The 22,352-nt window shown below is 64.0% G+C and carries 19 protein-coding genes; 13 read left to right on the forward strand and 6 right to left on the reverse strand.

The genetic code is table 11. The features are described 5' to 3' along the window. Positions 1–20 precede the first annotated feature (20 nt). The 4 genes from AAHM38_RS08880 (at position 21) to AAHM38_RS08895 (ending at position 6,255) form a co-directional block, all read left to right on the forward strand. Positions 21–2,027, forward strand: a complete 2,007-nt coding sequence (locus AAHM38_RS08880; RefSeq protein WP_012762223.1) for a CocE/NonD family hydrolase — start codon at positions 21–23, stop codon at positions 2,025–2,027. A gap of 524 nt (positions 2,028–2,551) precedes the next feature. Next, positions 2,552–4,114: a methyl-accepting chemotaxis protein gene (locus tag AAHM38_RS08885; protein WP_116576052.1), complete on the forward strand. Its 1,563-nt coding sequence runs from the start codon at positions 2,552–2,554 to the stop codon at positions 4,112–4,114. Between the two features lie 316 nt (positions 4,115–4,430). Further along, positions 4,431–5,447: a hypothetical protein gene (locus AAHM38_RS08890; protein ID WP_116576051.1), complete on the forward strand. Its 1,017-nt coding sequence runs from the start codon at positions 4,431–4,433 to the stop codon at positions 5,445–5,447. A 4-nt stretch (positions 5,448–5,451) separates the two neighbouring features. Further along, positions 5,452–6,255, forward strand: a complete 804-nt coding sequence (locus AAHM38_RS08895; RefSeq protein ID WP_116576050.1) for a bestrophin-like domain — start codon at positions 5,452–5,454, stop codon at positions 6,253–6,255. Between the two features lie 124 nt (positions 6,256–6,379). Here AAHM38_RS08895 and AAHM38_RS08900 read toward each other — a convergent pair whose 3' ends face one another. Together AAHM38_RS08900 and acs are read right to left on the reverse strand one after the other, a co-directional pair. Further along, a complete protein-coding gene (locus AAHM38_RS08900; protein ID WP_037028526.1) occupies positions 6,380–8,446 on the reverse strand; it encodes a sodium:solute symporter family protein in 2,067 nt (688 codons plus the stop codon). Between the two features lie 19 nt (positions 8,447–8,465). Then, positions 8,466–10,448: an acetate--CoA ligase gene (gene acs / locus AAHM38_RS08905; RefSeq protein ID WP_116576049.1), complete on the reverse strand. Its 1,983-nt coding sequence runs from the start codon at positions 10,446–10,448 to the stop codon at positions 8,466–8,468. 203 nt (positions 10,449–10,651) lie between these two features. On the opposite strand from acs, the gene AAHM38_RS08910 reads away from it, so the two are divergent. The 4 genes from AAHM38_RS08910 (at position 10,652) to murI (ending at position 14,833) form a co-directional block, all read left to right on the forward strand. Next, positions 10,652–11,611 (forward strand): DMT family transporter, encoded by a 960-nt coding sequence (locus AAHM38_RS08910; RefSeq protein WP_116576048.1) that lies wholly within the window; start codon positions 10,652–10,654, stop codon positions 11,609–11,611. 88 nt (positions 11,612–11,699) lie between these two features. Continuing rightward, positions 11,700–12,239 carry a TIGR00645 family protein gene (locus AAHM38_RS08915; protein WP_116576047.1) on the forward strand — a complete coding sequence of 180 codons (540 nt, stop codon included), beginning with the start codon at positions 11,700–11,702 and terminating at the stop codon, positions 12,237–12,239. Between the two features lie 189 nt (positions 12,240–12,428). Continuing rightward, complete coding sequence (locus tag AAHM38_RS08920; RefSeq protein ID WP_116576046.1) at positions 12,429–13,964, forward strand: fumarate hydratase; 1,536 nt, start codon at positions 12,429–12,431, stop codon at positions 13,962–13,964. A gap of 20 nt (positions 13,965–13,984) precedes the next feature. Next, a complete protein-coding gene (murI, locus tag AAHM38_RS08925) occupies positions 13,985–14,833 on the forward strand; it encodes a glutamate racemase (RefSeq protein WP_116576110.1) in 849 nt (282 codons plus the stop codon). Positions 14,834–14,893: 60 nt separating this feature from the next. On the opposite strand, the gene AAHM38_RS08930 is transcribed toward murI, so the two are convergent. Beyond that, the gene (locus AAHM38_RS08930; RefSeq protein WP_009240970.1) at positions 14,894–16,171 is read right to left on the reverse strand and encodes a dicarboxylate/amino acid:cation symporter; all 1,278 of its coding nucleotides are present in this window, start codon (positions 16,169–16,171) and stop codon (positions 14,894–14,896) included. A 368-nt stretch (positions 16,172–16,539) separates the two neighbouring features. Here AAHM38_RS08930 and AAHM38_RS08935 point away from each other — a divergent pair, with 368 nt between their 5' ends. From AAHM38_RS08935 to AAHM38_RS08955, 5 genes are all read left to right on the forward strand, one after another. Continuing rightward, positions 16,540–16,881 (forward strand): DHCW motif cupin fold protein, encoded by a 342-nt coding sequence (locus tag AAHM38_RS08935; RefSeq protein WP_009240971.1) that lies wholly within the window; start codon positions 16,540–16,542, stop codon positions 16,879–16,881. Between the two features lie 136 nt (positions 16,882–17,017). Next, entirely contained in the window at positions 17,018–19,081 is a 2,064-nt protein-coding gene (locus AAHM38_RS08940) for a ribonucleoside triphosphate reductase (protein WP_116576045.1), read from the forward strand. Beyond that, complete coding sequence (gene nrdD / locus AAHM38_RS08945) at positions 19,078–19,254, forward strand: anaerobic ribonucleoside-triphosphate reductase (protein WP_004634363.1); 177 nt, start codon at positions 19,078–19,080, stop codon at positions 19,252–19,254. Before AAHM38_RS08940 ends, nrdD begins: the two co-directional genes overlap by 4 nt. Continuing rightward, positions 19,217–19,930, forward strand: coding sequence for an anaerobic ribonucleoside-triphosphate reductase activating protein (locus AAHM38_RS08950; RefSeq protein ID WP_037028529.1), 714 nt, complete (start codon positions 19,217–19,219; stop codon positions 19,928–19,930). The genes nrdD and AAHM38_RS08950 overlap by 38 nt, the downstream gene beginning before the upstream one ends. A gap of 4 nt (positions 19,931–19,934) precedes the next feature. Next, positions 19,935–20,612: a Crp/Fnr family transcriptional regulator gene (locus AAHM38_RS08955; RefSeq protein WP_012762234.1), complete on the forward strand. Its 678-nt coding sequence runs from the start codon at positions 19,935–19,937 to the stop codon at positions 20,610–20,612. Between the two features lie 20 nt (positions 20,613–20,632). On the opposite strand, the gene AAHM38_RS08960 is transcribed toward AAHM38_RS08955, so the two are convergent. From AAHM38_RS08960 to AAHM38_RS08970, 3 genes are read right to left on the reverse strand one after another with little or no spacing between them, the layout of a single operon-like run. After that, a complete protein-coding gene (locus tag AAHM38_RS08960) occupies positions 20,633–21,022 on the reverse strand; it encodes a putative zinc-binding protein (protein WP_116576044.1) in 390 nt (129 codons plus the stop codon). Positions 21,023–21,035: 13 nt separating this feature from the next. Continuing rightward, positions 21,036–21,461, reverse strand: coding sequence for a ubiquinone anaerobic biosynthesis accessory factor UbiT (ubiT, locus tag AAHM38_RS08965; RefSeq protein WP_116576043.1), 426 nt, complete (start codon positions 21,459–21,461; stop codon positions 21,036–21,038). Next, complete coding sequence (locus tag AAHM38_RS08970; protein WP_116576042.1) at positions 21,458–22,342, reverse strand: U32 family peptidase; 885 nt, start codon at positions 22,340–22,342, stop codon at positions 21,458–21,460. Before AAHM38_RS08970 ends, ubiT begins: the two co-directional genes overlap by 4 nt. Positions 22,343–22,352 lie beyond the last annotated feature (10 nt).

The raw sequence follows: 22,352 nt of genomic DNA on the forward strand, positions 1-22,352 counted from the left end.
CATTCAAGAGGAGACACCCCATGCAAATGGGCACCCCACGTGTGCGGCACGGCCGCATGCTGATGTCGGCGCTGCTGTGCGCGGCGCTATCGCTGTCGGGCTGCGGCGGCAATGATGGCTCGACTGCCGCCAACAGCACACCCGCCGATTCAAACACCACCACGCAGCCAGCACCGCCGCTACCGCCGGCCGCAGTCAACTGGACCACGCTCGGTACGCGCGCCACGCCGGCGCAGCCGGGCACGTCCATCACGAGCAACGCTGGCGCCAAGTGGGTCGACTACAACCCGCCCGCGCTCTACGCAGGCGTTGCGAAGCAAGCCACGCAATACATCACGATGTCCGACGGCACAAAGCTGGCGGCATACGTGACGCTGCCCGCCGACGCATCCGGCAACGCCGCGACGGGCTCCTTCCCGACGGTGCTCGTGCAAACCTCATACAACGGCGGCAACGCGCAATACGAAGCCTCGATCGGTGCTGCGCTGGGCGCGGCCGATCCGTACATCGTCCAACACGGCTATGCGACGGTGGTGGTGGACGTGCGCGGCACCGGCCAGTCGCAGGGCGCGTGGGATGCGTTTGGCGCGGATGAGCAGAGCGACTACGGCCACGTGGTCGACTGGGTGACGCAACAACCGTGGAGCAACGGCGCCATCGGCCTTTACGGCGTGTCGTACCTCGGCATCACGACGGTCATCACCGCGGCGCAGAACCATCCGGCGGTCAAGGCGGCCTTCCCCATCGTGCCGATCGGCGACGGCTACCGCGACATCGTCTTCACGGGCGGGCAGACGAATCTCACGTTCATCCCTGCATGGTTCGGGCTGGTGTCGGTGCTGAGCCTGACCGATCCGACGCTGGTGACTGACCCGACCGTCGGTCTGCCAGCCGTGCTGCAACATCTGGTGTCTGCGGTCACGACATTCCAGCTGCCGACCATGTTGCAAGCGCTGCTTGGCACAACGGCCACCGCCTATGACGGCGCGTTCTGGGCGACGCGCTCGCCGCTGGAAACCGACGGCAAGATCAAGGTGCCAACCTTCGTGGTGGGCGGCTTGCACGATCTTTTCCAGCGCAGCGAGCCGCTCACGTACGAGAGCATCAAGACGAAGGCGCCGGCCAAGCTGCTGATCGGCCCGTGGACGCATCTGCAGGCCGGGTTGGGCAGCGGTTTGCCGGTCGATGGCGTGCCGCCGCTGAACCACATTCAGTTGCAATGGTTCGACCAGTACGTCAAAGGCATGAACGTGGGCGCCGATGCGCTGCCCAACGTCACGCAATACGTGACCGGCCTCGGCCACTACGCCACCGCCACGGACTGGCCGCATCCGCAGGTGCAGGCGCAGCAGCTCTTCCTGCGCGGCGACAAGAGCCTGTCGACCACCGCGCCGGCCGCCAACGAAACGTCGAACAAGGTCGCACAGCAGCCGCTGAATGGTGCGTGCTCCATCAGCCTGTCGCAATGGACGGCCGGTTTGACGGGCTTCATCCCGCTACCGTGCCAGACCGACGACACCCTTGCCGAAGCCGCCGATGTGAAGTTCGAAACGCCGCCCATGCCGGCCGATGTTTACCTCAACGGGCCGATTGAAGCGGATGTGTGGATCTCCACCACCGCGCTGGACGCCGGCGTCTCCGTACGCATTGACGACGTGGACGCAGCAGGCAATGTCACGCCGCTTACCGATGGGCTCCAGACAGCCTCGTTGCGCGCGGTAGATGCCAGCCGTTCGCGCACGATGAACGGCCTGTCGATCCAGCCATGGCATCCGTTCACCCCAGGCTCCGTTCAGGCGCTCATGCCGGGCCAGGCCGTGATGGTGCCGGTCGAGGTGTTCCCGACCAGCGCGCTCATCGCCAAGGGCCACAAGCTGCGGGTGGCCGTGGGCGCGAGCAACCTGCCGCAAGGTGTGCCGCCGCTACCTACGCTGCTCAATTCCCTCGTCGGCGTACTGACGATCTATAGCGATGCAGCGCACCCGTCCAAGGTGGTTTTGCCCGTGGTGCCCGCCACCGCGCTGTAGCAAAAGCAGCTTCTGGCAATCACCCGGCCCGCTTCGGCGGGCCGTTTTCTTTACACACCGGCCACCACACAAATACCTAGCGGGCTAAATGCATACGTAAAACTACGTACCCCAACTGAAGCGGAGAAAAATACGGATAACCGACATTAAATAACCCAAACACGGTAGGAAAACGTTGGCGCCACTCAGTTCGCATAATCCATCGCACGATTCGGAATGCTGATGAGCCAGCCCATGCCGCACAAGGTTTCACAGGCAAAACAAAACTCTTCAGTTGCATTAAGTGAAAACTCGCATAAGAAAGTTATTTAGGATTTTCTTTTCAATGCCGATAACCCCAGGGAGACCGAAAAATCCAACAAAGCCAATTCGGTCACACCATGACATAACCTGCATCTTTCTCAAGTACGCAGCACCTTGCATATAAAAAACGTGGTCGTCGACCGTCCTTCTCTAGCCGGTCGAGTGCGCGACCCCATCTCAATTCATTCAGCAAACCGGAGAACGCTGTGAACCTTTCTCAGATGACCATCAAGGCCAAGCTCACAACGGGTTTTGGCGTGCTGGCAGCCATTGTTGTCGTCGTGTCAGGCGTGTCGCTGCGGGCGCTGTCCGAATCAACCGAAGGATTCTCGAACTACGTGCACGGCATCAGCGCCCGCGCAGACGTCGCGAACGACGTGCGCACGGCGGTGGATCGCCGCGCCATTGCCGCACGCAACCTGGTACTCGTGGTCACCCAAAAAGACCTGGATCTGGAGAAGGCTGACGTCTTTCGTGCGCACGACGATGTGAAGAACAAGCTCAAGCAGCTCAACGACATGATTGCGGGCGCCAAGGACGTAACCGACCGCGCCCGTACGCTGGTGGAAGACATCAACCGCGTGGAAGCGCAATACGGCCCGGTGGCGACCGACATCGTCGGCCTGGCACTGGCCGGCAAACGCGACGAAGCCGTCCAGAAGATGGACAACGAGTGCCGCCCGCTGCTGGCAGCGCTCATCAAGACCACCGACGCGTACGCCACGTACACGCACGAGCGCCAGGAACAGCTCGTGCAGGCATATGAGGCGCAGTACGTGATGCAGCGCAACCTGCTAGCCGGCCTGTCGATCGGCGCGGTGCTGCTGGCAGTGATCGCCGGCATGGTCATCACGCGCTCGATCACGCAGCCGATCCGCACCGCCGTGAACGTCGCCCAGACTGTGGCACGCGGCGATCTGAGCAGCCGCATCGAAGTGCATGGCAAGGATGAGACGAGCCGCCTGCTCTCCGCCCTGCGTGACATGAATGGCCGCCTGACCGAGATCGTCGACAAGGTGCGCGACAGCAGCAGCAGCGTTGCCGGTGCAGCCAAGCAGATTGCCGCCGGCAATGCCGACCTGAGCCAGCGCACGGAAGCCCAGGCGTCGTCGCTGCAGGAAACAGCCGCCAGCATGGAAGAGCTGACGTCCACCGTGAAGCAGAACGCCGAGAACGCCCAGCACGCCACCGCGCTCGCCTCCACCGCGTCGGAGGTGGCGCTCAAGGGCAGCACGGTCGTCAGCCAGGTCGTGACCACCATGCAGGACATCAGCGACCGCTCGAGCAAGATTGCCGACATCACCGGCATCATCGAAGGCATCGCGTTCCAGACCAACATCCTCGCGTTGAACGCCGCCGTTGAAGCCGCACGCGCGGGCGAGCAGGGCCGCGGCTTTGCGGTGGTGGCCAGCGAGGTGCGCAGCCTGGCGCAGCGTTCGTCAACGGCGGCCAAGGAGATCAAGGAACTGATCGCCTCGTCGGTGGAGCGCATCCATGACGGCTCCACGCTGGCGGGCGAGGCCGGAGAAACGATGACGGAGGTCACGCAAGCTGTGGCCCGCGTCACGCACATCATGGAAGAGATTGCCGCCGCATCGGTGGAGCAGAAGCGCGGCATCGAGCAGGTCAACCAGGCGATCTCGCAAATGGATGAAGTCACGCAGCGCAATGCGGCGCTGGTGGAAGAAGCCGCCGCCGCATCGCAATCGCTGCAGGACCAAGGGCAGGAGTTAAACGCCACAATGTCGTTCTTCCGCGTCGATCCGCACGCCGTACACGCCTGATCCGGACACTGTCACTGTTGTAGCCGTCATCTCCAATCTGTCCTTCAGCCCGCCGCCGGAAGGCCGCGGGCGTTTTCTTTTCTCTGTCCTGTGTCTTTCGTTAGGCCGTCGTTCGTGACTTCCGCTGCATTGGCGGGCTCGCACGCGCGACGCAAAGTGAACTTGCCCAGTCTCTCATCTGCGACGGGGCAAGTTGGGGCCGCGTTCGGCCCGCCCTGCCGACGAAGGCCACCATGCGACACACAAGCCCACACCTGCAACGCGGCCCGCTTCCCACCCTCCTGCCGTGCACGCAGCTCGACGACCGGAGGCCGGCATGATCCGGCTGCGCCTCGCGCATTCGCTGCGCCCACGGGCAGTACCGCAGACACAACCCATCCCGCCGCTCGCTGAACAACTGCGTGAAGAGTGCGAAGCCATGACCCGCTTTGCCCTGCATCACGGGCTTCCCGTTGCGCCGGAACTCATCGCTCAGCTGGGCGCACTCATCGACGGTCAAACGTCTGCGCATGCCACACCGCACCACGCGCTGGCCGCAATCCACCGCAAACTTGCGGCAGCCATTGCCCCGGCCACACCGCAGGCCGTCACGCTGCTCGACGCGCAGCATCGCAGCGATCATCCATTCCCATGGCTCGGCCCGGTGCCGTTGATCCGGCTGCTGACCAGCGCCGCGATCGTCTTCCTGATCGCCGTGATTGCCACGGGCATGTCGCCCGACGTGTCGAGCGCGAACATCGACCGGGGCTTTCTGGATTCGGACGGCGCGCCCCTGCTGTGGAACACGCTGTTCCTGCTGTTCTGCGCGGGCTTGGGTGCGTCGTTTGCCACGCTGTTTCAGGCACATCGCTATGTGGCCGCGTCCACCTACGACCCCAAGTACGACGCCTCCTACTGCGCCCGATTGATCCTCGGTGTGATCGCCGGACTGATCCTGGTGGAGATGCTGCCCGCGCAAGTGTTCGACCGGGGCAGCATGCACAGTTTCGGCAAACCGGCGCTGGCGATGCTCGGCGGGTTTTCTGCCACGGCGGTGCACCGGCTGCTGCAGCGGCTGGTGGACGCGCTGGAAACGCTCGTGCGCGGTGATCGGTCCGCCGATACCGACGCGGCCATGCAGGCCTATCGAGCCCGCGCCGCCAGCGAGCGCACGCAGTGGCAAAGCGAACTCGCCGCCAACCTGATCGAGCTGCAGCAATCGTTCGACGGCACTGCTTCTCCCGAGGCGATGCGCAAGCGCCTGGCCGACTTCACGCGCGCCATGCTCGCCGCCAGCGACCCGGCGGCCGCCCCGCCGCCGTCTCTCTCAGCCGGCGTCCCTTCCAAGGAGTGACCTCATGCTCTTCCTCTACAACATCCCCGCATGGGCGATGGGCGCGGTCATCGTCTTCGCCACGCTGCTCATTGCATTGGGCGGCTACGTGCTGTTCCGTCGTGTTTTCCCGGTCACGCTCGACGCCGAACAGCGCAACATGACCATCGCCATGATGACGGCTGTCACCACCATCAACTCGCTGCTGGTCGCCTTTTCTGCCATCTCGGTATGGGGTGCCTATCAAGCCGCGACCGACATCGTGGCCGCGGAAGCTGCGTGTGCTACGGAACTTGCACGCGACCTCTCCGCGTTCTCGCACCCGAGCGCCACAGCCGCGCGCAGCGAGCTGGTCACTTATCTGCAGCACGTTGTGCGCGACGAATGGCCGAGCATGCAGCAGCACGCGCATCCTGATGCCAACACGGAGGCTGCGTTCGACATCATGTTCGCTACGGCCAACCGCATCACGCCACGCGACGACCGCGAGCGCGTGCTGCTGATCGAAGTGCTCGCCCGTGTCAACGAGATGGTGAAGTACCGGGAGAAACGCCTGCAGAACCTGGAAGCCGCCATGCCCGGCACGCTGTGGGGCGTGATGCTGATCGCCAGCGGCCTGTCGTTGTTGCTGCTCTACGCGCTGCCGGCCACGCGCTTTCACATGGCGCTGGTGGCGGTGTGGGCGACCACGCTCGGCCTGGCGTTCTTCTTTGTGCTGGCCGTGGACAGGCCCTTTGCCGGGGAAGTCAGCGTCAGTGCGACGCCGCTTGAGCGCGCCATCCAGACGTTATCGAGCGACAAGCCGCAGGCGCATCCCGGGCTCGACTGAGCGCGCGCCGCCTCGCCGCGATGCCCCGCTTGCGTTGTGAGGGCTGGCGGGAGAGGTCAGCCCCGGGGTCGGCGTCCCCACGCTTCGGCCCTGCCCTTTGCCGGCTCGTCGGGAGCCGGCTTTTTTACAGCGGATCGCGAATGTAGCCGACGAGTTTGTCGACCACCGGCCGGTTCGGCTTGGTCAGCAGGCTCACGACAATCGCCGCGACAAACCCCGCTGGCACGCCGAACGCACCCGAGGCAATGGGGTCGACACCAAACCACGGCTGGCCAAGCAGGCCCGTCATGCGCGTGAAGAACGGGTAATTGGCGATGATGTAGTACACGCTCACGGCCAGCCCCGTCAGCATGCCCGCGATGGCCCCGGCACGATTGGTGCGCTTCCAGAACACGCCCAGCACCAATACCGGAAAGAAGCACGACGCCGCCAGCGAGAAGGCCGCCCCGACCAGGAAGAGGATGTTGCCCGGCTTCAATGACGTCACATAGGCGGCCAGCAAAGCCACGCCCAGCAACACTACCTTGGCGCTCGTCACGCGCCGCTGGTGGCTGGCCGTGTTGTCGATCATGTGGAAGTACACGTCGTGCGAGAGCGCATTGGCGATGGTCAGCAGCAGGCCATCGGCAGTCGACAGCGCCGCCGCCAGCGCACCGGCCGCGATCAGGCCCGACAACACGTACGGCAGCCCGGCAATCTCGGGCGCGGCCAGCACGATCATGTCCGGCTGCATCATCACCTCGGCCCACTGCACGATGCCGTCGCCGTTGATGTCATGCAGCGCAAACACGGGCGGGTCGACCTTGCGCCAAGGCACAATCCATTGCGGCAGATCCGCAAACGGCGCACCCACGAGGTGCTGCAGCAGATCGAGCTTGACGAGCGCCGCCAGCGCCGGTGCCGACACATACAGCAGCACCACGAAGACGAGTGTCCAGCTCACTGAGTTGCGGGTCTCGCGCACCGACGGCGTGGTGTGAAAGCGCGTGAGGATGTGCGGCAGGCTCGCCGTGCCAACCATCAGGCAAAACACCAGCAGCACGAAGTTCAGCCGCTCGGTGCCGCGCTCGTTTTCCGACGCCGACGGGAATGGTTCGGTGGATGGCGGCCCTATACGGCTGCGCGCCAGCGCGTCTTCGCGCTGCTCGTTCCAGAGGATCGACGCGGTGGCCGCATCGGGCGGAAACTCTTCGCGCTGGCGCTCCAGCGCCTTGATCTCGCGCAGTGGCGCATTGCGTTCGCGTGCAAGCTTGAGCTGCGCATTCAGCGCTTCGCGGGCATGGTCGAACGACTGCGGCAGCTGCGAGATACGCTCCTGCAGCCCCTGAGCTTCGTTCAGGAAGTGGTCACGCACGTGCTGCTCGGCAGGGTCATGCGCGATGCGCCGCTCCTCTTTCTCGATCTGCACCAGCAGGCGGCCCGTCGATAACTGCGGCACCGGATCGTGATACCGATGCCAGCCGATGATCGACACCACGCCCAGAAAGGACACGATCATGATGATGTACTGCGCGACCTGGGTCCACGTCACGGCGCGCATACCGCCCAGGAACGAGCACACCAGAATGCCCGCCAGCCCGAAGAACACGCCCACCGAAAACTCGACGCCGATAAAGCGCGTGACCACCAGCCCCACACCCTGGATCTGCGCGACGAGGTAGACGAACGAACACAGCGTCGCCCCCAGCACCGCAATGCCACGCACGACAGAACTGCCGCCGCGTTCTCCGTTGCCGTAGCGGTTGGCGAGAAAATCCGGCACCGTGTAGCCGCCAAATTTGCGCAGGTACGGCGCCAGCAGGAAAGCGACGAGGCAGTAGCCGCCCGTCCAGCCCATCACATAGGCGAGACCTTCATAGCCCGAGGCGAACACGATGCCCGCCAGGCCGATGAAGGATGCCGCGCTCATCCAGTCAGCCGCGGTGGCCATGCCGTTGAAGAACGCCGGCACACGGCGCCCTGCCACGTAGTACTCGGTCAGATCGGCCGTGCGGCAGATCAGCCCGATGCACGCATAGATGGCAATCGTGACGAACAGAAACACGTAGCCGAGCCACACGCCGGGCCCGCGCACGTGCTCGATCGCGCCCATCATCACGATGAAGAGCAGCAGCCCTACGGTATAGAGCCCGTAATACAGAAACAGCCGCTTGCGGAAGCGGCTGTCTTGTTGCGAGTCGGTGGCCAAGATCGGCGGCCAGCGCTGGCGGTTAGCGCGTTTCCTTCAGTTGATCGAGGATGGCTGGGTTCTCAAGCGTGGACGTGTCCTGCGTGATGTCCTCGCCCTTGGCCAGCGAGCGCAACAGGCGGCGCATGATCTTGCCCGAGCGCGTCTTGGGCAGGTTGTCGCCAAAGCGGATGTCCTTCGGCTTGGCGATCGGCCCGATCTCCTTGCCGACCCAGTTGCGCAGCTCGTTGGCGATCTGCTTGGCTTCGTCGCCATCGGGGCGCGCGCGCTTGAGCACCACGAACGCGCAGATCGCTTCGCCGGTCATGTCGTCGGGGCGGCCCACCACGGCAGCCTCGGCCACGATCGGGTTCGCCACCAGCGCCGATTCAATCTCCATCGTGCCCATGCGGTGGCCCGAGACGTTCAGCACGTCATCGATGCGGCCCATGATGGTGAAGTAGCCGGTCTCCTTGTCGCGGATCGAACCATCGCCCGCCAGATAGAGCTTGCCGCCCAGCTCTTCCGGGAAGTAGCTTTTCTTGAAGCGCTCCGGGTCACCCCAGATTGTGCGGATCATCGACGGCCACGGACGCTTGACCACCAAGATGCCGCCCTGACCGTTGGGAACATCGTGCCCGGTTTCATCGACAACGGCGGCCATGATGCCCGGCAGCGGCAGCGTGCACGAGCCCGGCACCAGCGGCGTGGCGCCCGGCAGCGGCGTCATCATGTGGCCGCCGGTCTCCGTCTGCCAGAACGTATCGACGATCGGGCAACGGCCGCCGCCGATATTCGTGTGGTACCACATCCACGCTTCCGGGTTGATCGGCTCGCCCACGGTGCCCAGCAGGCGCAGGCTCGAGAGGTCGTACTGCTTGGGGTGGACCTTCTCGTCCGCTTCGGCGGCCTTGATCAGCGAGCGGATCGCCGTCGGCGCGGTGTAGAACGTGTTGACCTTGTGACGCTGGATCATGTCCCAGAAGCGGCCGGCGTTCGGATACGTCGGCACACCTTCGAACACGACCTGCGTGGCGCCGGCCGCGAGCGGGCCGTACGCGATGTAGCTGTGGCCCGTCACCCACCCGATATCTGCGGTACACCAGAAGATGTCGTCGGGTTTCAGGTCGAACGTCCACTGCATGGTGAGCAGCGCCCACAGCAGGTAGCCGCCCGTGCTGTGCTGCACGCCCTTCGGCTTGCCGGTCGAACCCGAGGTGTAGAGGATGAACAGCGGATGTTCCGCGCCGACCGGCGTGACCTCGCAGGTGTCCGGCTGGCCGGCTTCAACCTCGTCCATCGCGCGGTCGCGGCCTTCCACCCAGTTCACGTTGCCGTTGGTGCGGCGGTAGACGATCACGTGCTTGACGGCGTCCGTGCCTTCCATGGCGAGCGCTTCGTCGGCGATGGCCTTGAGCGGCAGCGCCTTGCCGCCGCGCATTTGCTCGTCTGCGGTGATGAGCGCCACGGCGCCCACATCGACGATGCGTTCCTGCAGCGACTTGGCCGAGAACCCGCCGAACACCACCGAGTGCGTCGCACCGATGCGCGCGCACGCCTGCATGGCGACGATGCCTTCCACCGACATCGGCATGTAGATCACCACGCGGTCGCCCTTCTTGATGCCCAGGGCCTTCAGGCCGTTGGCGAAGCGGCAGACGCGCGCGTGGAGTTCGCGATACGTGATGCGCGAGACGTTGCCGTCATCGGTTTCGAAAATGATGGCGACCTTGTCGGCGTTGCCGTTCTCAAGGTTGCGCTCGAGGCAGTTGTAAGACGCGTTGAGTTCGCCGTCTTCAAACCACTTGTAGAACGGTGCGTTGGACTCGTCCAGCACCTTGCTGAAGGGCTTGTGCCACAGCAGGTGCTCGTGGGCGAGGCGCGCCCAGAAGCCTTCGTAATCTTTTTCGGCTTCGGCGCACAGGGCACGGTACGCATCCATGCCGGCGATGTTTGCCTGTTTGACGAAGGATTCGGGCGGGTTGAAAACGCGCGTTTCCTGCAGGACAGATTCAATGCCAGCCATGGTGTCTCCTGATAGCGATGTCTGTAGTCGTTTTGCGGCGAATCTAAGGGGCTGACCTGACTCCAGCCTTACGCATTTCTGCGCCGCAAACCGACGTGAAGGGCATTACTATAATGCGTCACTTCCTGTTACGGCACGCATCGCAGCGCAACATAGCCGGCCAGAGAGCCGTGTCCCGTGCCGGTTTCCACTGATTTCTCATCGTGCCCATCCACGCCCTTTTCCTGATTGCTGCCATGGCACTGGTCGGCAGCAACGTCGGTTTCGGTAAATCGATCGTCGCCGTCATGCCGGTGATGCTGTTTGCGTTGCTGCGTTTTCTGATTGCCATCGTGTGCATGGCGCCGTGGTACAAGCCCGCGCGCATGCGCCGCGTGACGCGCGGCGAGTGGACCAACCTGTTCCTCCAGGCCTTTTTCGGTACGTTCGGTTTTACGCTGCTGATGCTGAACGGCGTGCGGCTGACCTCGGCGCTGGCCGCGGGCATCATCACCAGCACGATTCCAGCCGCGGTGGCGCTGCTGTCATGGCTGGTGCTGCGCGAAAAGCCTTCGGGGCGGACGCTGGCGTCGGTGGTGCTGGCGGTGGCCGGCGTCGCCATTCTCAACGCCTACCGCGGCGGCGAATCTTCGGGCGCTGCGCCTGCCGATGCGGCGCAGGCGTTGCTGGGCAATGCGCTGGTGATGGGCGCGGTGCTATGCGAGTCGATCTACGTGATCCTGTCGCGGCGCCTGACGCAAACGTTGCCCGCCATCGAGATCTGCGCATACACGCACCTGATCGGCGGCCTGCTGATGCTGCCGCTGGGGCTGATGCCGCTGCTCACGTTCGATCTGTCGGGCGTGCCGTTGCCGATCTGGGGCCTGGTGCTTTGGTACGCGCTGTCGGCCAGCATCTTCTCGTTCTGGCTGTGGATGAAGGGCATTCGGCACGTGCCGGCTCACCTTGCGGGCGTGTTCACTTCGGTGCTGCCGATAGCGGCCGCCACCTACGGCATCGTGGCGCTGGGCGAAACCCCGGGCTGGCCGCACGGCATTGCGCTGGCGTGCGTCGTGGCAGGCATCCTTGTCGCGAGCTGGCCAGCACGGCCGCGACAGCCGGCGCGCCGCCCCCGTGTGGCGGACCCGCTGGACCCGCTCGATCCGTCACTGGACCGCGAATAGCGCAGGCCGGCTGCAGCCGTCTTTCACTCAGCGATTCGGCAAACTTGGGACGCTACAATCGCCCGCTTTTCACCCGCCCCTGTTTGCCATGAAGTCGCCCATCGCTCCGCTGCGCCCGATTCCGCGCCTCATCTTCTTTTCCCGCTGGCTGCAACTGCCGCTTTACATGGGGCTGATCATCGCCCAGGCAGCGTATGTGTACCTTTTCGTCGTCGAGGTGTGGCACCTGGTTTCGCACCTGGGCGACATGGACGAAACCAAGATCATGCTGGCCGTGCTGGGCCTGATCGACGTGGTCATGATCTCCAACCTGCTGATCATGGTGATCATCGGCGGGTACGACATCTTTGTGTCCAAGCTCGGCATCGAAGGCCATGAAGATGAGCCCGAATGGCTGGACCACGTCAACGCCGGCGTGCTGAAGGTGAAACTGTCGATGGCGCTGATCAGCATCTCGTCGATCCACCTGCTCAAGACGTTCATCGACGCGGCCCAGAAAGACACGCACACGATCCTGTGGCAGGTGGCGATCCACGTGGCGTTCCTGGTGTCTGCGCTGGTGATGGCGTGGGTGGACCGCATCGTTTCGCACGCGCATCCGCACGGCGAGCCTGCCGACGCACATTGACGCTGCGCCCTTGTCGGCGCGGCGATTCCGACGAACGCGCTCGGACAATCCGCGCCCGACATTGGGTGTATGATCTCAGGCTGTTCTGAGCCTGCGGCGCCCGCCGTCCAGGCCACAGGCAGGGAGTGAAGGTCACTGACCACTGCCCTGCCGCACCGGCTTTTCATTCCTATACGTTGGTCCCCCACCATGACCGTCATTCGTCAAGAAGACCTCATCCAGAGCGTCGCCGACGCGCTGCAGTACATCAGCTACTACCACCCGATGGACTACATCACTGCTCTGGGCCGCGCCTATGAGCAGGAGCAGAGCCCGGCGGCCAAGGATGCCATCGCGCAGATCCTGACCAACAGCCGCATGTGCGCCGAAGGCAAGCGCCCGATCTGCCAGGACACCGGCATCGTCACCGTGTTCCTGAAGGTCGGCATGAACGTGCGCTGGGGAAGCGAAAAGGGCAACGCCACGATGAGCCTGGAAGACATGGTCAACGAAGGTGTGCGCCGCGCGTACAACGACGTCGACAACAAGCTGCGCGCAAGCGTGCTGGCTGATCCGGCCGGCAAGCGCACCAACACGAAGGACAACACCCCGGCCGTAATCAACATGTCGATCGTGCCGGGCGACACGGTGGACGTGATCGTCGCGGCCAAGGGCGGCGGCTCGGAGGCCAAGTCGAAGTTCGTGATGCTGAATCCGTCGGACTCGATTGTCGACTGGGTGCTCAAGACTGTGCCAACCATGGGCGCCGGCTGGTGCCCGCCGGGCATGCTGGGCATCGGCATTGGCGGCACGGCTGAAAAGGCCATGCTGCTGGCCAAGGAAGCCCTGATGGAGCCGATCGACATTCAAGACCTGATCGCCCGCGGCCCCAGCAACCGCGCTGAAGAACTGCGCATCGAGCTGTACGAGAAGGTCAACGCACTGGGCATTGGCGCGCAAGGCCTGGGCGGCCTGGCCACCGTGCTCGACGTGAAGATCCTGGACTACCCGACGCACGCAGCCAACCTGCCGGTCGCCATGATCCCGAACTGCGCCGCCACACGTCATGCGCACTTCACACTGGACGGCAGCGGCGTTGCCAAGCTGGAAGCGCCGGACCTGTCGCAATGGCCGAAGGTCGAGTGGGCACCGAATACGGAAACGTCGAAGCGCGTCGACCTGAACACGCTCACGCCGGAAGAAGTTGCCTCGTGGAAGCCGGGCCAGACGCTCCTGCTGAACGGCAAGATGCTGACCGGCCGCGACGCCGCACACAAGCGCATCGCCGACATGCTGGCCAAGGGCGAGAAACTGCCGATCGACTTCACCAACCGCGTGATCTACTACGTCGGCCCAGTCGACCCGGTGCGGGATGAAGTCGTGGGCCCGGCCGGCCCGACCACGGCCACGCGCATGGACAAGTTCACCGAGACGATGCTCGCCCAGACGGGCCTGATCGCCATGGTGGGCAAGGCCGAGCGCGGCCCGGTCGCCATCGAGTCCATCAAGAAGCACAAGTCGGCTTACCTGATGGCCGTGGGCGGCGCGGCGTACCTGGTGTCGAAGGCCATCCGAGGTTCGAAGGTGCTGGCGTTCGAAGACCTGGGCATGGAAGCGATCTATGAATTCGACGTGAAGGACATGCCTGTCACCGTCGCCGTGGACAGCTCGGGCACGTCGGTCCACAAGACCGGCCCGGCGGAATGGCAAGCGAAGATCGGCAAGATTCCGGTCGCAGCGGGCTGATCCGTTCATTCACGTTCAATATGACGACACGCGCGCAGGCACCGGTCGGGGTCTTTGATTCCGGCCTCGGAGGGCTCTCCGTCCTGCGCGCGATTCGCGCCGAACTGCCGGCCGAATCGCTTCTCTACCTGGCGGATTCCCGCCATGCCCCGTACGGGGAAAAATCTCCCGAGTACATTGCCGATCGCACGCTCCGTGTGTGCGAATGGCTGATCGAACAAGGCTGCAAGGCGTTGGTGATCGCCTGCAACACCGCCACGGCGCAGGCCGTGCACGTGCTGCGCGCAAAGCTCGCGGTGCCGGTGATTGGCGTCGAGCCCGGCTTAAAGCCAGCGGTTGCCACGTCGAAAAGCCGTGTGGTCGGCGTGCTCGCGACCGAAAGCACGCTGCGCAGCGAGAAATTTGCGCGCCTGCTGGCGGGTGCCTCTGGCAATTGCAAGGTGCTGAGCCAGCCCGGCTACGGCCTCGTCCCCCTGATCGAACGCGGCGATACCCACTCGCCTGCGGTGCTGGAACTGCTGCGCGCCTATCTGCAACCGATGCTCGATGCGAATGCCGACACGTTGGTGCTCGGCTGCACGCACTACCCCTTCCTGGAAGATGCCATCCATGAGATTGCGGGCGACCGGTTGACATTGATCGACACCGGACACGCCGTCGCGCGCCATCTGGGCCGCACGCTCGCGGCAGCGGGATTGCAGGCATCGGGCCAAGCCGCAACGCCATGCTTCATGAGCACCGGCGATGTGCTTCCGCTGCAAGCCATGGTGGCTGCGTTGCTCGGAGAGGCGCCAATGGCCCAGCGGGTCGACATTGGCGACGCGCCCCTGAGCCCCGTCGCGGTGTCGCTCGCTTCCCAGCCCGAATAACGCCGCCCGAAAAGGACAACGCCGCCCTGAAAGGCGGCGCATTGTCATCTTGGCTGAATGTCAGCCGACCGTCGGTTGCACTGCCGGTTCGGCAACGTCCGCCGCCGCTTCGTCTTCTGCCGGCTCGTACTTTGCCACCACGGCCGTGGCCAGGCTGTTGCCGATCACGTTGGTTGCCGTGCGGCCCATGTCGAAGAACTGGTCGATCCCGATGATCAGCAGCAGACCAGCTTCGGGCAGATGGAACATCGGCAGCGTGGCCGCCACCACCACCAGCGATGCACGCGCCACGCCGGCCATCCCCTTGCTCGTGAGCATCAGCACCAGCAGCAGCGTGACCTGTTGCGTGAAGCTCATCTCGATGTTGTAGGCCTGCGCGATGAACAGCACCGCAAACGCCTGGTACATCATCGAGCCATCCAGGTTGAACGAGTAGCCCAGCGGCAGGACGAAGCTGGAGATGCGCTTGGGCACGCCAAACCGGTCCAGCGCCTCGATCGTCTTCGGGTAAGCGGATTCGCTGCTTGCGGTGGCGAACGCCAGCAGCGTCGGCTCGCGAATCAGCCCCAGCAGACGGCCCAGCGAGCGGCCCAGCAGCACATAGCCCACCAGGAACAGGATCGCCCACAGCAGTGCCAGGCCCAGGTAGAACTCGCCGATCAGCTTGCCGTAGGTCCACAGCACGCCCACGCCTTCCACCGTGATCGCAGCGGCCATGGCGGCAAATACGCCCAGCGGTGCAAAGCGCATCACGTAGTCGGTAATGCGGAACATCAGCTTGGTCAGTTCTTCCAGGCCACGGCCGATCACACTGTCCATCGGATTCTTCATCGTCGACAGCGCGGCGCCGAAGAACAGCGAGAACACCAAGATCTGCAGGATTTCGTTGGTGGCCATGGCCTCCACGATGCTGCGCGGAAACACGTGCGTGATGAAGGCCTTGAGGGTGAAGTCACCCGTCTTCAGGCCCGACGTGGCCGACACATCCGGCAGCGCCAGGTTCATGTGCACACCCGGCTGGAAGAAGTTGACCAGCAGCATGCCCAGCGCCAGCGACGTGGCCGACGCGCACACAAACCAGATCATCGCGCGCAGGCCCACGCGGCCCACCGAACGCCCGCCGCTCATGCTCGCCAGGCCCGTCACCAGGGTCGAGAACACCAGCGGCGCGATGATCATCTTGATCATGCGCAGGAAGATGTCGGTGATGATGCTGAAGTACGAAGCGATGTCCTTGGCCGCCGCAGCGTCCTTGGCGTATTCGTGGCAACCCCAGCCGACGGCAATGCCCAGCAGCATTGCCAGCCCAATGTGGGAGGTCAGACGTTTGGTGTTCAAGACTTTCTCCAAGGAATACCGTGGCCGGAAGGCGGCGCGCGGCAGACGCAGATCTCATGGGGCCAAGGGCCGGCCCAAGTTCGTCATGCTTTGTAAAAAGCGACGATATTAGAGAAGCGCATGGCGATCGTTATGTCGATGTTGCATAGCATCATGCAATTTCTGCATACATTGATATGGCGCCGTTGACACCCTGCTGCAATGCCGCATGAGCACTGGAATTGGCCAGTGCGAAGCGGATTATTGAGCGACACGCAATGCCGTCGGGGCATACCAACAAGCGCTGTTTCGAGCACATGAAAAGCGACGCCTGTACCACGTATGCCGCTGATACCATCATGGGCTTATGTCACCACCGGAGCCCTGCAATGAAAATGGCGCCCTTCGCCTTCGGCACAACCGACTGGTCTACCGTTGAACCTACCGAACATGCCGGCGAAACCGGCATGGCGATCTGGCGCACGCGCTACTTTGGCGACGAGTCGGACCGCATCCGCGTGCGCATGGTGGAGTACACGCCTGGCTACCTGGCCGACCATTGGTGCAAGAAGGGCCACATCCTGTTCTGCCTTGACGGCGAACTGGAAACCACACTGGAAGACGGCCGCACGTTCACGCTCACGCCCGGTATGAGCTATCAGGTGGGCGACGATGCCGAAGCCCATCAGTCGACCACCAAAAAGGGCGCTCGACTACTCATCGTTGACTGACCGGGACACCCGGCTTGCGCATCGGCCCCGGCCCGGGTTGACCGGGGTCAAGCGATTCAAAGATCCAGGTCTTTAAGGCTCACAGACCACAATATGTAGTGCTAGTCTGACTCCATACCACTATATGGAGTACCTCATGACGGGCACACAGGTCACTGGGCAAGTCACCAAGCGCGACGGTTCATTGGCGCCGTTCGATGCGCAGAAGATTCGACAGGCCATCGCCGCAGCCGGCCAGGCCACCGGCGAATTCGACACCATCGAGGCGCAGCACCTGACCTCAGGCGTGGTTGCACATCTTGCGCCGCTCCCCTGCCCAGGTATCGAAATCATCCAGAACTGCGTGGAAGAGGTGCTGGTGGACGCCGGCTATTGGCGCACCGCGCGCGCCTACATCGTCTACCGCGAACAGCACGCCCGGCTGCGTTCGCTCAAGCACACGCTGGTCGATGTCGAAAGCACGATGGAGGAGTACCTCGAGCAGCGCGACTGGCGCGTCAACGCCAACGCCAATCAGGGCTACAGCCTGGGCGGCCTGATCCTGAACGTGGCGGGCAAGGTCACGGCCAACTACTGGCTTTCGCACGTCTACAGCCCCGAAGCGGGCACGGCGCACCGCGAGGGCGACCTCCACATCCACGATCTCGACATGCTCTCGGGCTACTGCGCAGGCTGGTCGTTGCGGCAGTTGCTGACGGAGGGATTCAACGGCGTGCCGGGCAAGGTGGAGGCAACGCCGCCGCGGCATATGTCCGCAGCCATCGGGCAGATCGTCAACTTTCTGGGCACGCTGCAGAACGAGTGGGCCGGCGCGCAGGCGTTCAGTTCGTTCGATACCTACATGGCGCCGTTCATCCGCCGCGACGCGATGTCGTATGCCGCGGTCAAGCAGTCCATGCAGGAACTGATCTACAACCTGAACGTACCCAGCCGCTGGGGCACGCAAACGCCGTTCACCAACCTCACGTTCGACTGGACTTGTCCGGCCGACCTGCGCGAACAGGTTCCTTACATCGGCGGCGAAGAGATGCCCTTCACCTACGGCGATCTCCAGCCCGAGATGGACATGATCAACCGCGCGTACATCGAGGTCATGATGGCCGGCGATGCGAAAGACCGCGCGTTCACGTTCCCGATACCGACCTACAACATCACGTCGGACTTCGATTGGGAGCACCCAAACACCACGTTGCTGTTCGAGATGACGGCGCGCTACGGGCTGCCCTACTTTCAGAACTTCCTCAACTCCGACCTGGAGCCGCACATGGTGCGCTCGATGTGCTGCCGCCTGCAGCTTGACCTGCGCGAACTGCTCAAGCGCGGCAACGGGTTGTTTGGCTCGGCTGAGCAGACCGGGTCCATCGGCGTCGTGACCGTCAACTGCGCACGACTGGGGTATCTCTACGCGGAAGATGAGGCAGCGCTGCTGGCGCGGCTGGACACGCTGCTCGCCCTCGGCCGCGATGTGCTGGAGGTCAAGCGCAAGTTCGTGCAGCGGCTGATCGATCAGGGGCTGTATCCATACACGCGCCGCTACCTGGGCACGCTGCGCAACCACTTCAGTACGCTGGGCGTGAACGGCATCAACGAAATGGTGCGCAACTTCACACACGATGCCGACGACATCACCACGCCATTCGGCCATGCCATGGCGGTGCGCCTGCTCGACCACGTACGTCAGCGCATGACGGAATTCCAGGAGGCGACCGGGCACCTGTACAACCTCGAAGCCACACCCGCAGAGGGCACCACCTACCGCTTCGCCCGCGAAGACCGCAAGCGCTGGCCTGGCATCCTGCAGGCCGGTACGACCGCGCAGCCGTATTACACCAACTCAAGCCAGTTGCCCGTCGGCTACACCGACGACCCGTTTGAAGCGCTGGCGCGCCAGGAAGCACTGCAGAGCAAGTACACGGGCGGCACGGTCCTGCACCTGTACATGAACGAAGCGATCTCATCGCCGCAGGCATGCAAGGAACTCGTGCGCCGCGCGCTGGCCAACTTCCGCCTGCCGTACATCACCATCACCCCGACGTTTTCGATCTGCCCGAAACACGGCTATCTGTCCGGCCATCACACGTTCTGTCCGAAATGCGATGCAGATCTGCTGGCCCAGCAGCCCCACGGCAAGTGCGGCTGCACAGCGGCAGGCACCCCAGGTTCTTCCACCCACCTCCATCACGAAGGAGCCTCCGTATGACCACCGTTGCACAAACCACCAACCGCACCGTTGCACTCGACGACAGCCAGCGCACGCGCTGCGAAGTCTGGACCCGCGTGATGGGCTATCACCGGCCCGTCAGCTCATTCAATATCGGCAAGCAAGGGGAATTCCGTGAACGCCGCTTCTTCGTTGAAGACCGCGCCCGCTGAGCCGCCACACTGCCCGCCGCCGGCCATCGGCGGCCTGGCACCTTTTTCCAGCGTCGACTGGCCCGGGCAGCTTGCGGCGGTGGTGTTCGTGGCCGGCTGCCCGTGGCGCTGTCATTACTGCCACAACCCGCACTTGCAGACCCGGACACGCACGCTGGATTGGAACGACGTCTTCGCCTTTCTGCAGCGTCGCACGGGCCTGCTCGATGCGGTGGTCTTCTCGGGCGGTGAACCGCTGAGCGAGCCGCACCTGCCGCAACTGATACGCGACGTGCGGGCGCTCGGCTACAAGATTGGCCTGCACACCGGCGGCATCTATCCGGCGCGCCTGACCGACGTACTGCCGCAGCTGGACTGGGTGGGGCTCGACATCAAGACCAGCGCACCGCACTACGATGCGCTCACGGGCCGCCGCGGCAGCGCAGCGCCGGTCGATGCGTGCCTGGATCTTCTGCTGCAGAACGGCGGCGCATTCGAATGCCGCACCACATGGCACCCCGACTGGTTGCCGGAACCGCAACTTCTTGCGCTGGCGCAAAACCTCAGCCGGCGCGGCGTGAAACACTACGCACTACAAGCCTACCGAAGTGCCCCCGGAACCCCGGCCATCACGCTGCCCAGCGAGGGCACCCAGCGCGCATTGGCTGCCAGCTTTTCTTCTTTCTGTTGCCGGTGACACCATGCAAGACCCCCTCAATGTGGGCGATCTGCTCAAGCACAGCCCGCTGTTCCTGGACTTCGACAACGATGACATTGCCTTGCTCGCGCGCGACAGCCACGCAGTGCGCGTGTCGCGGCACGACTTCGCGTTTCGCCGTGGCGACCACGCCGATGGCTTCTTTGTCGTGGTGGTCGGTGCGATCAAACTCGTATTGCCGGGGGCGCACGGCCAATGCAAGGTCATCGAGTTCTTCGGGCCCGGCGAGTGCTTTGGCGAGCCCTTCATGTTTCTGAACCGCCCCTACGCGGCAGATGCGCAAGCCATGGAAGACAGCCTGCTTGTCTGGATCGGTAAGCGCGCCGTCGACGATGCACTCCACGTGCATCCGCGCCTGGCGCGGCAGATGTTGACGGGGCTGTCCACCCGCCTGCACACGCTGATGTGCGACATCGAAACCGTGAACCTGCAAAGCGCCAATGAACGGCTGATCGGGTATTTGCTCTCGCTGCCGCGCAAGTTTGATCGCACGCGGTTTCCATGCAGCAAGAGTCTGGTCGCGTCCAAGCTCGGGCTGGCACCGGCCACGCTTTCCCGCACGCTGCGACAGTTGATTCGCGACGGGTTGATCCGCGTGGAAGGCCGCGAGGTCGTGATCCAAAACACCACGGCGTTGCAGCGTCAGCTCATGGCGGGATAGCAGTAGAAGCTCGACGCAGGTCAATCGCCTGCGGTGTCGGGCCGATGCTTGAGCGTGTTGACGGCATCATCCACCAGCGCGGCGGCAGCACTCAATTCATCGTCGCTGCAATCAGCGTGATAACGCTTCTTGGCGCCGCACTGGTTGAGCACGAGGTGAACGTCCGGTGCCACGCCCACCGTTGCCAGACAGGCCTTGACGCACGCCAGTGCACAACCGTCGAGCGCGAGAATAGGCCGTCCGCTGCGTGCTGTCTTGACGAGCGCGCGAACACCGCCGCCGACACCGCTGATACAAGACATCTCTGCCCTGCCTGCACGGTCCAAATCGACGGCCAGGCGGTTTGCCGCTTGCGCCACGCTCGAACAACCCGAGCAGGCGTAGACGAGGGGTAACGCACGTGATGACATGGCGCCCCTCTCCCTACCGCGATTGCCAGCGTGCAAGCCACGCCGGGCGTGCGGCCGCATCGAGCCAGTTCTTGACAATCAGCCCAAGCTCCGTTTCCCCCGCAATCTTGAGGCGGCGCTGGAAGAACAGCGTGTCCGCGTCGGCAGTGCCGCGAATGAGCGCAACGAAATCGCCCATGCCTGCACGCAACTCCAGCTCAGGTTCGGAGCTTGACGCAGAAAACATGTGGAACGCTCCACCGCGGCAGCAAAAACAGGCGCGCAAGCCCAGGTCCTCCACGGTGATGGCAAAGCGCCGCCCGTCCAACTCCGGGGGCGGCGTCAGCCAAGACAGGCGGCGGGCGAGATCGAGCCCCATCACAAAGGGGAACGATGTGAGCGGCACCGGTAGGCTGCGCGCCATGCGAACGAAGACTTCGGGTGGGCGCAGGCGCGTCATTGCGGCATCTCCAGCCACTCAATGCCGGACTGCCCATGCCAGTAGCCATTGCAGCGCCCAATGCCCTCCGGCGGCTGCACGTCCCGCACAGGCAGGCCCAGGCGCAGGGCATCCAGTGCTGCCACGGCGTCCAGCGTGCCGCGCGATTGCGGGCTGACACGCAACACCTTCACACCCAGCGCAGACAGCGCGGGCGCCTGATCGAGAATGTCGAGGCATTGCCCTGATTGCGTCTGGATACCGTTGATGGCGAGAAACTCCTGCCCTTCGCGCGTGCGCACCGCCAGGCCATCGGGATGCTCGATGCAGCGGAATCCGCAGTCGTCCTTGTTGAGGCGAAAGTGCCGCGCCGTAAAGCAGCGTGCGGAAAATGCCAGCGGCAAGCGTCCCCACACCATCGCTTCGATCGCCAATTCGGCTGGCTTCTCGCGCATCAGGCCGGCCAGTGTGGCCTGGCTCATCTCCAGCGGCATTACCGCACGCACCGCGCCCAGCCCAGCCAGCCACGCCAGGGTCGCGCCGTGATACGCGTTGCAATGCGGCCCGGCAACGAATGGCCGACCGTTCAGCAACCGCACGGCGCCAAGCTCGCCGGCTTCGACCATCCAGACGTCCTGCTGACACTGCTTGCGCAACGCCTGCGCCTCGGCACTGGTTTCGATGAGCGTGCGCGTCGACAGCACAACCGACTTGCCAGCCTCGCGCAGCATGGCGGCGATATCGAGCCAGTCGTCCGCGCGCAATTCGTGGCGGCGGCTGCAAACCGTCTCGCCCACATAGACGATGTCGACAGGACTGGCGGCCACTTCTGCGTAAAAGTCGAACGTCCGTAGCCGCGGCCAGTAGTACAGCAGCGGACCAAGCGAAATTTCGTAGGACATGATGTGCCTT

Origin of the sequence: Ralstonia sp. OTU4908 (genome assembly GCF_038440115.1) — a bacterium.
Taxonomy (GTDB): Bacteria; Pseudomonadota; Gammaproteobacteria; order Burkholderiales; family Burkholderiaceae; genus Ralstonia; species Ralstonia pickettii.

Coding starts and splice junctions, on each gene's coding strand:
- AAHM38_RS08880 (WP_012762223.1), top strand. CDS start 21: ATGCAAATGGGCACCCCACGTGTGCGGCACGGCCGCATGCTGATGTCG.
- AAHM38_RS08885 (WP_116576052.1), top strand. CDS start 2,552: ATGACCATCAAGGCCAAGCTCACAACGGGTTTTGGCGTGCTGGCAGCC.
- AAHM38_RS08890 (WP_116576051.1), top strand. CDS start 4,431: ATGATCCGGCTGCGCCTCGCGCATTCGCTGCGCCCACGGGCAGTACCG.
- AAHM38_RS08895 (WP_116576050.1), top strand. CDS start 5,452: ATGCTCTTCCTCTACAACATCCCCGCATGGGCGATGGGCGCGGTCATC.
- acs (WP_116576049.1), bottom strand. CDS start 10,448: ATGGCTGGCATTGAATCTGTCCTGCAGGAAACGCGCGTTTTCAACCCG.
- AAHM38_RS08915 (WP_116576047.1), top strand. CDS start 11,700: ATGAAGTCGCCCATCGCTCCGCTGCGCCCGATTCCGCGCCTCATCTTC.
- AAHM38_RS08920 (WP_116576046.1), top strand. CDS start 12,429: ATGACCGTCATTCGTCAAGAAGACCTCATCCAGAGCGTCGCCGACGCG.
- murI (WP_116576110.1), top strand. CDS start 13,985: ATGACGACACGCGCGCAGGCACCGGTCGGGGTCTTTGATTCCGGCCTC.
- AAHM38_RS08935 (WP_009240971.1), top strand. CDS start 16,540: ATGAAAATGGCGCCCTTCGCCTTCGGCACAACCGACTGGTCTACCGTT.
- AAHM38_RS08940 (WP_116576045.1), top strand. CDS start 17,018: ATGACGGGCACACAGGTCACTGGGCAAGTCACCAAGCGCGACGGTTCA.
- nrdD (WP_004634363.1), top strand. CDS start 19,078: ATGACCACCGTTGCACAAACCACCAACCGCACCGTTGCACTCGACGAC.
- AAHM38_RS08955 (WP_012762234.1), top strand. CDS start 19,935: ATGCAAGACCCCCTCAATGTGGGCGATCTGCTCAAGCACAGCCCGCTG.
- AAHM38_RS08960 (WP_116576044.1), bottom strand. CDS start 21,022: ATGTCATCACGTGCGTTACCCCTCGTCTACGCCTGCTCGGGTTGTTCG.
- ubiT (WP_116576043.1), bottom strand. CDS start 21,461: ATGACGCGCCTGCGCCCACCCGAAGTCTTCGTTCGCATGGCGCGCAGC.
- AAHM38_RS08970 (WP_116576042.1), bottom strand. CDS start 22,342: ATGTCCTACGAAATTTCGCTTGGTCCGCTGCTGTACTACTGGCCGCGG.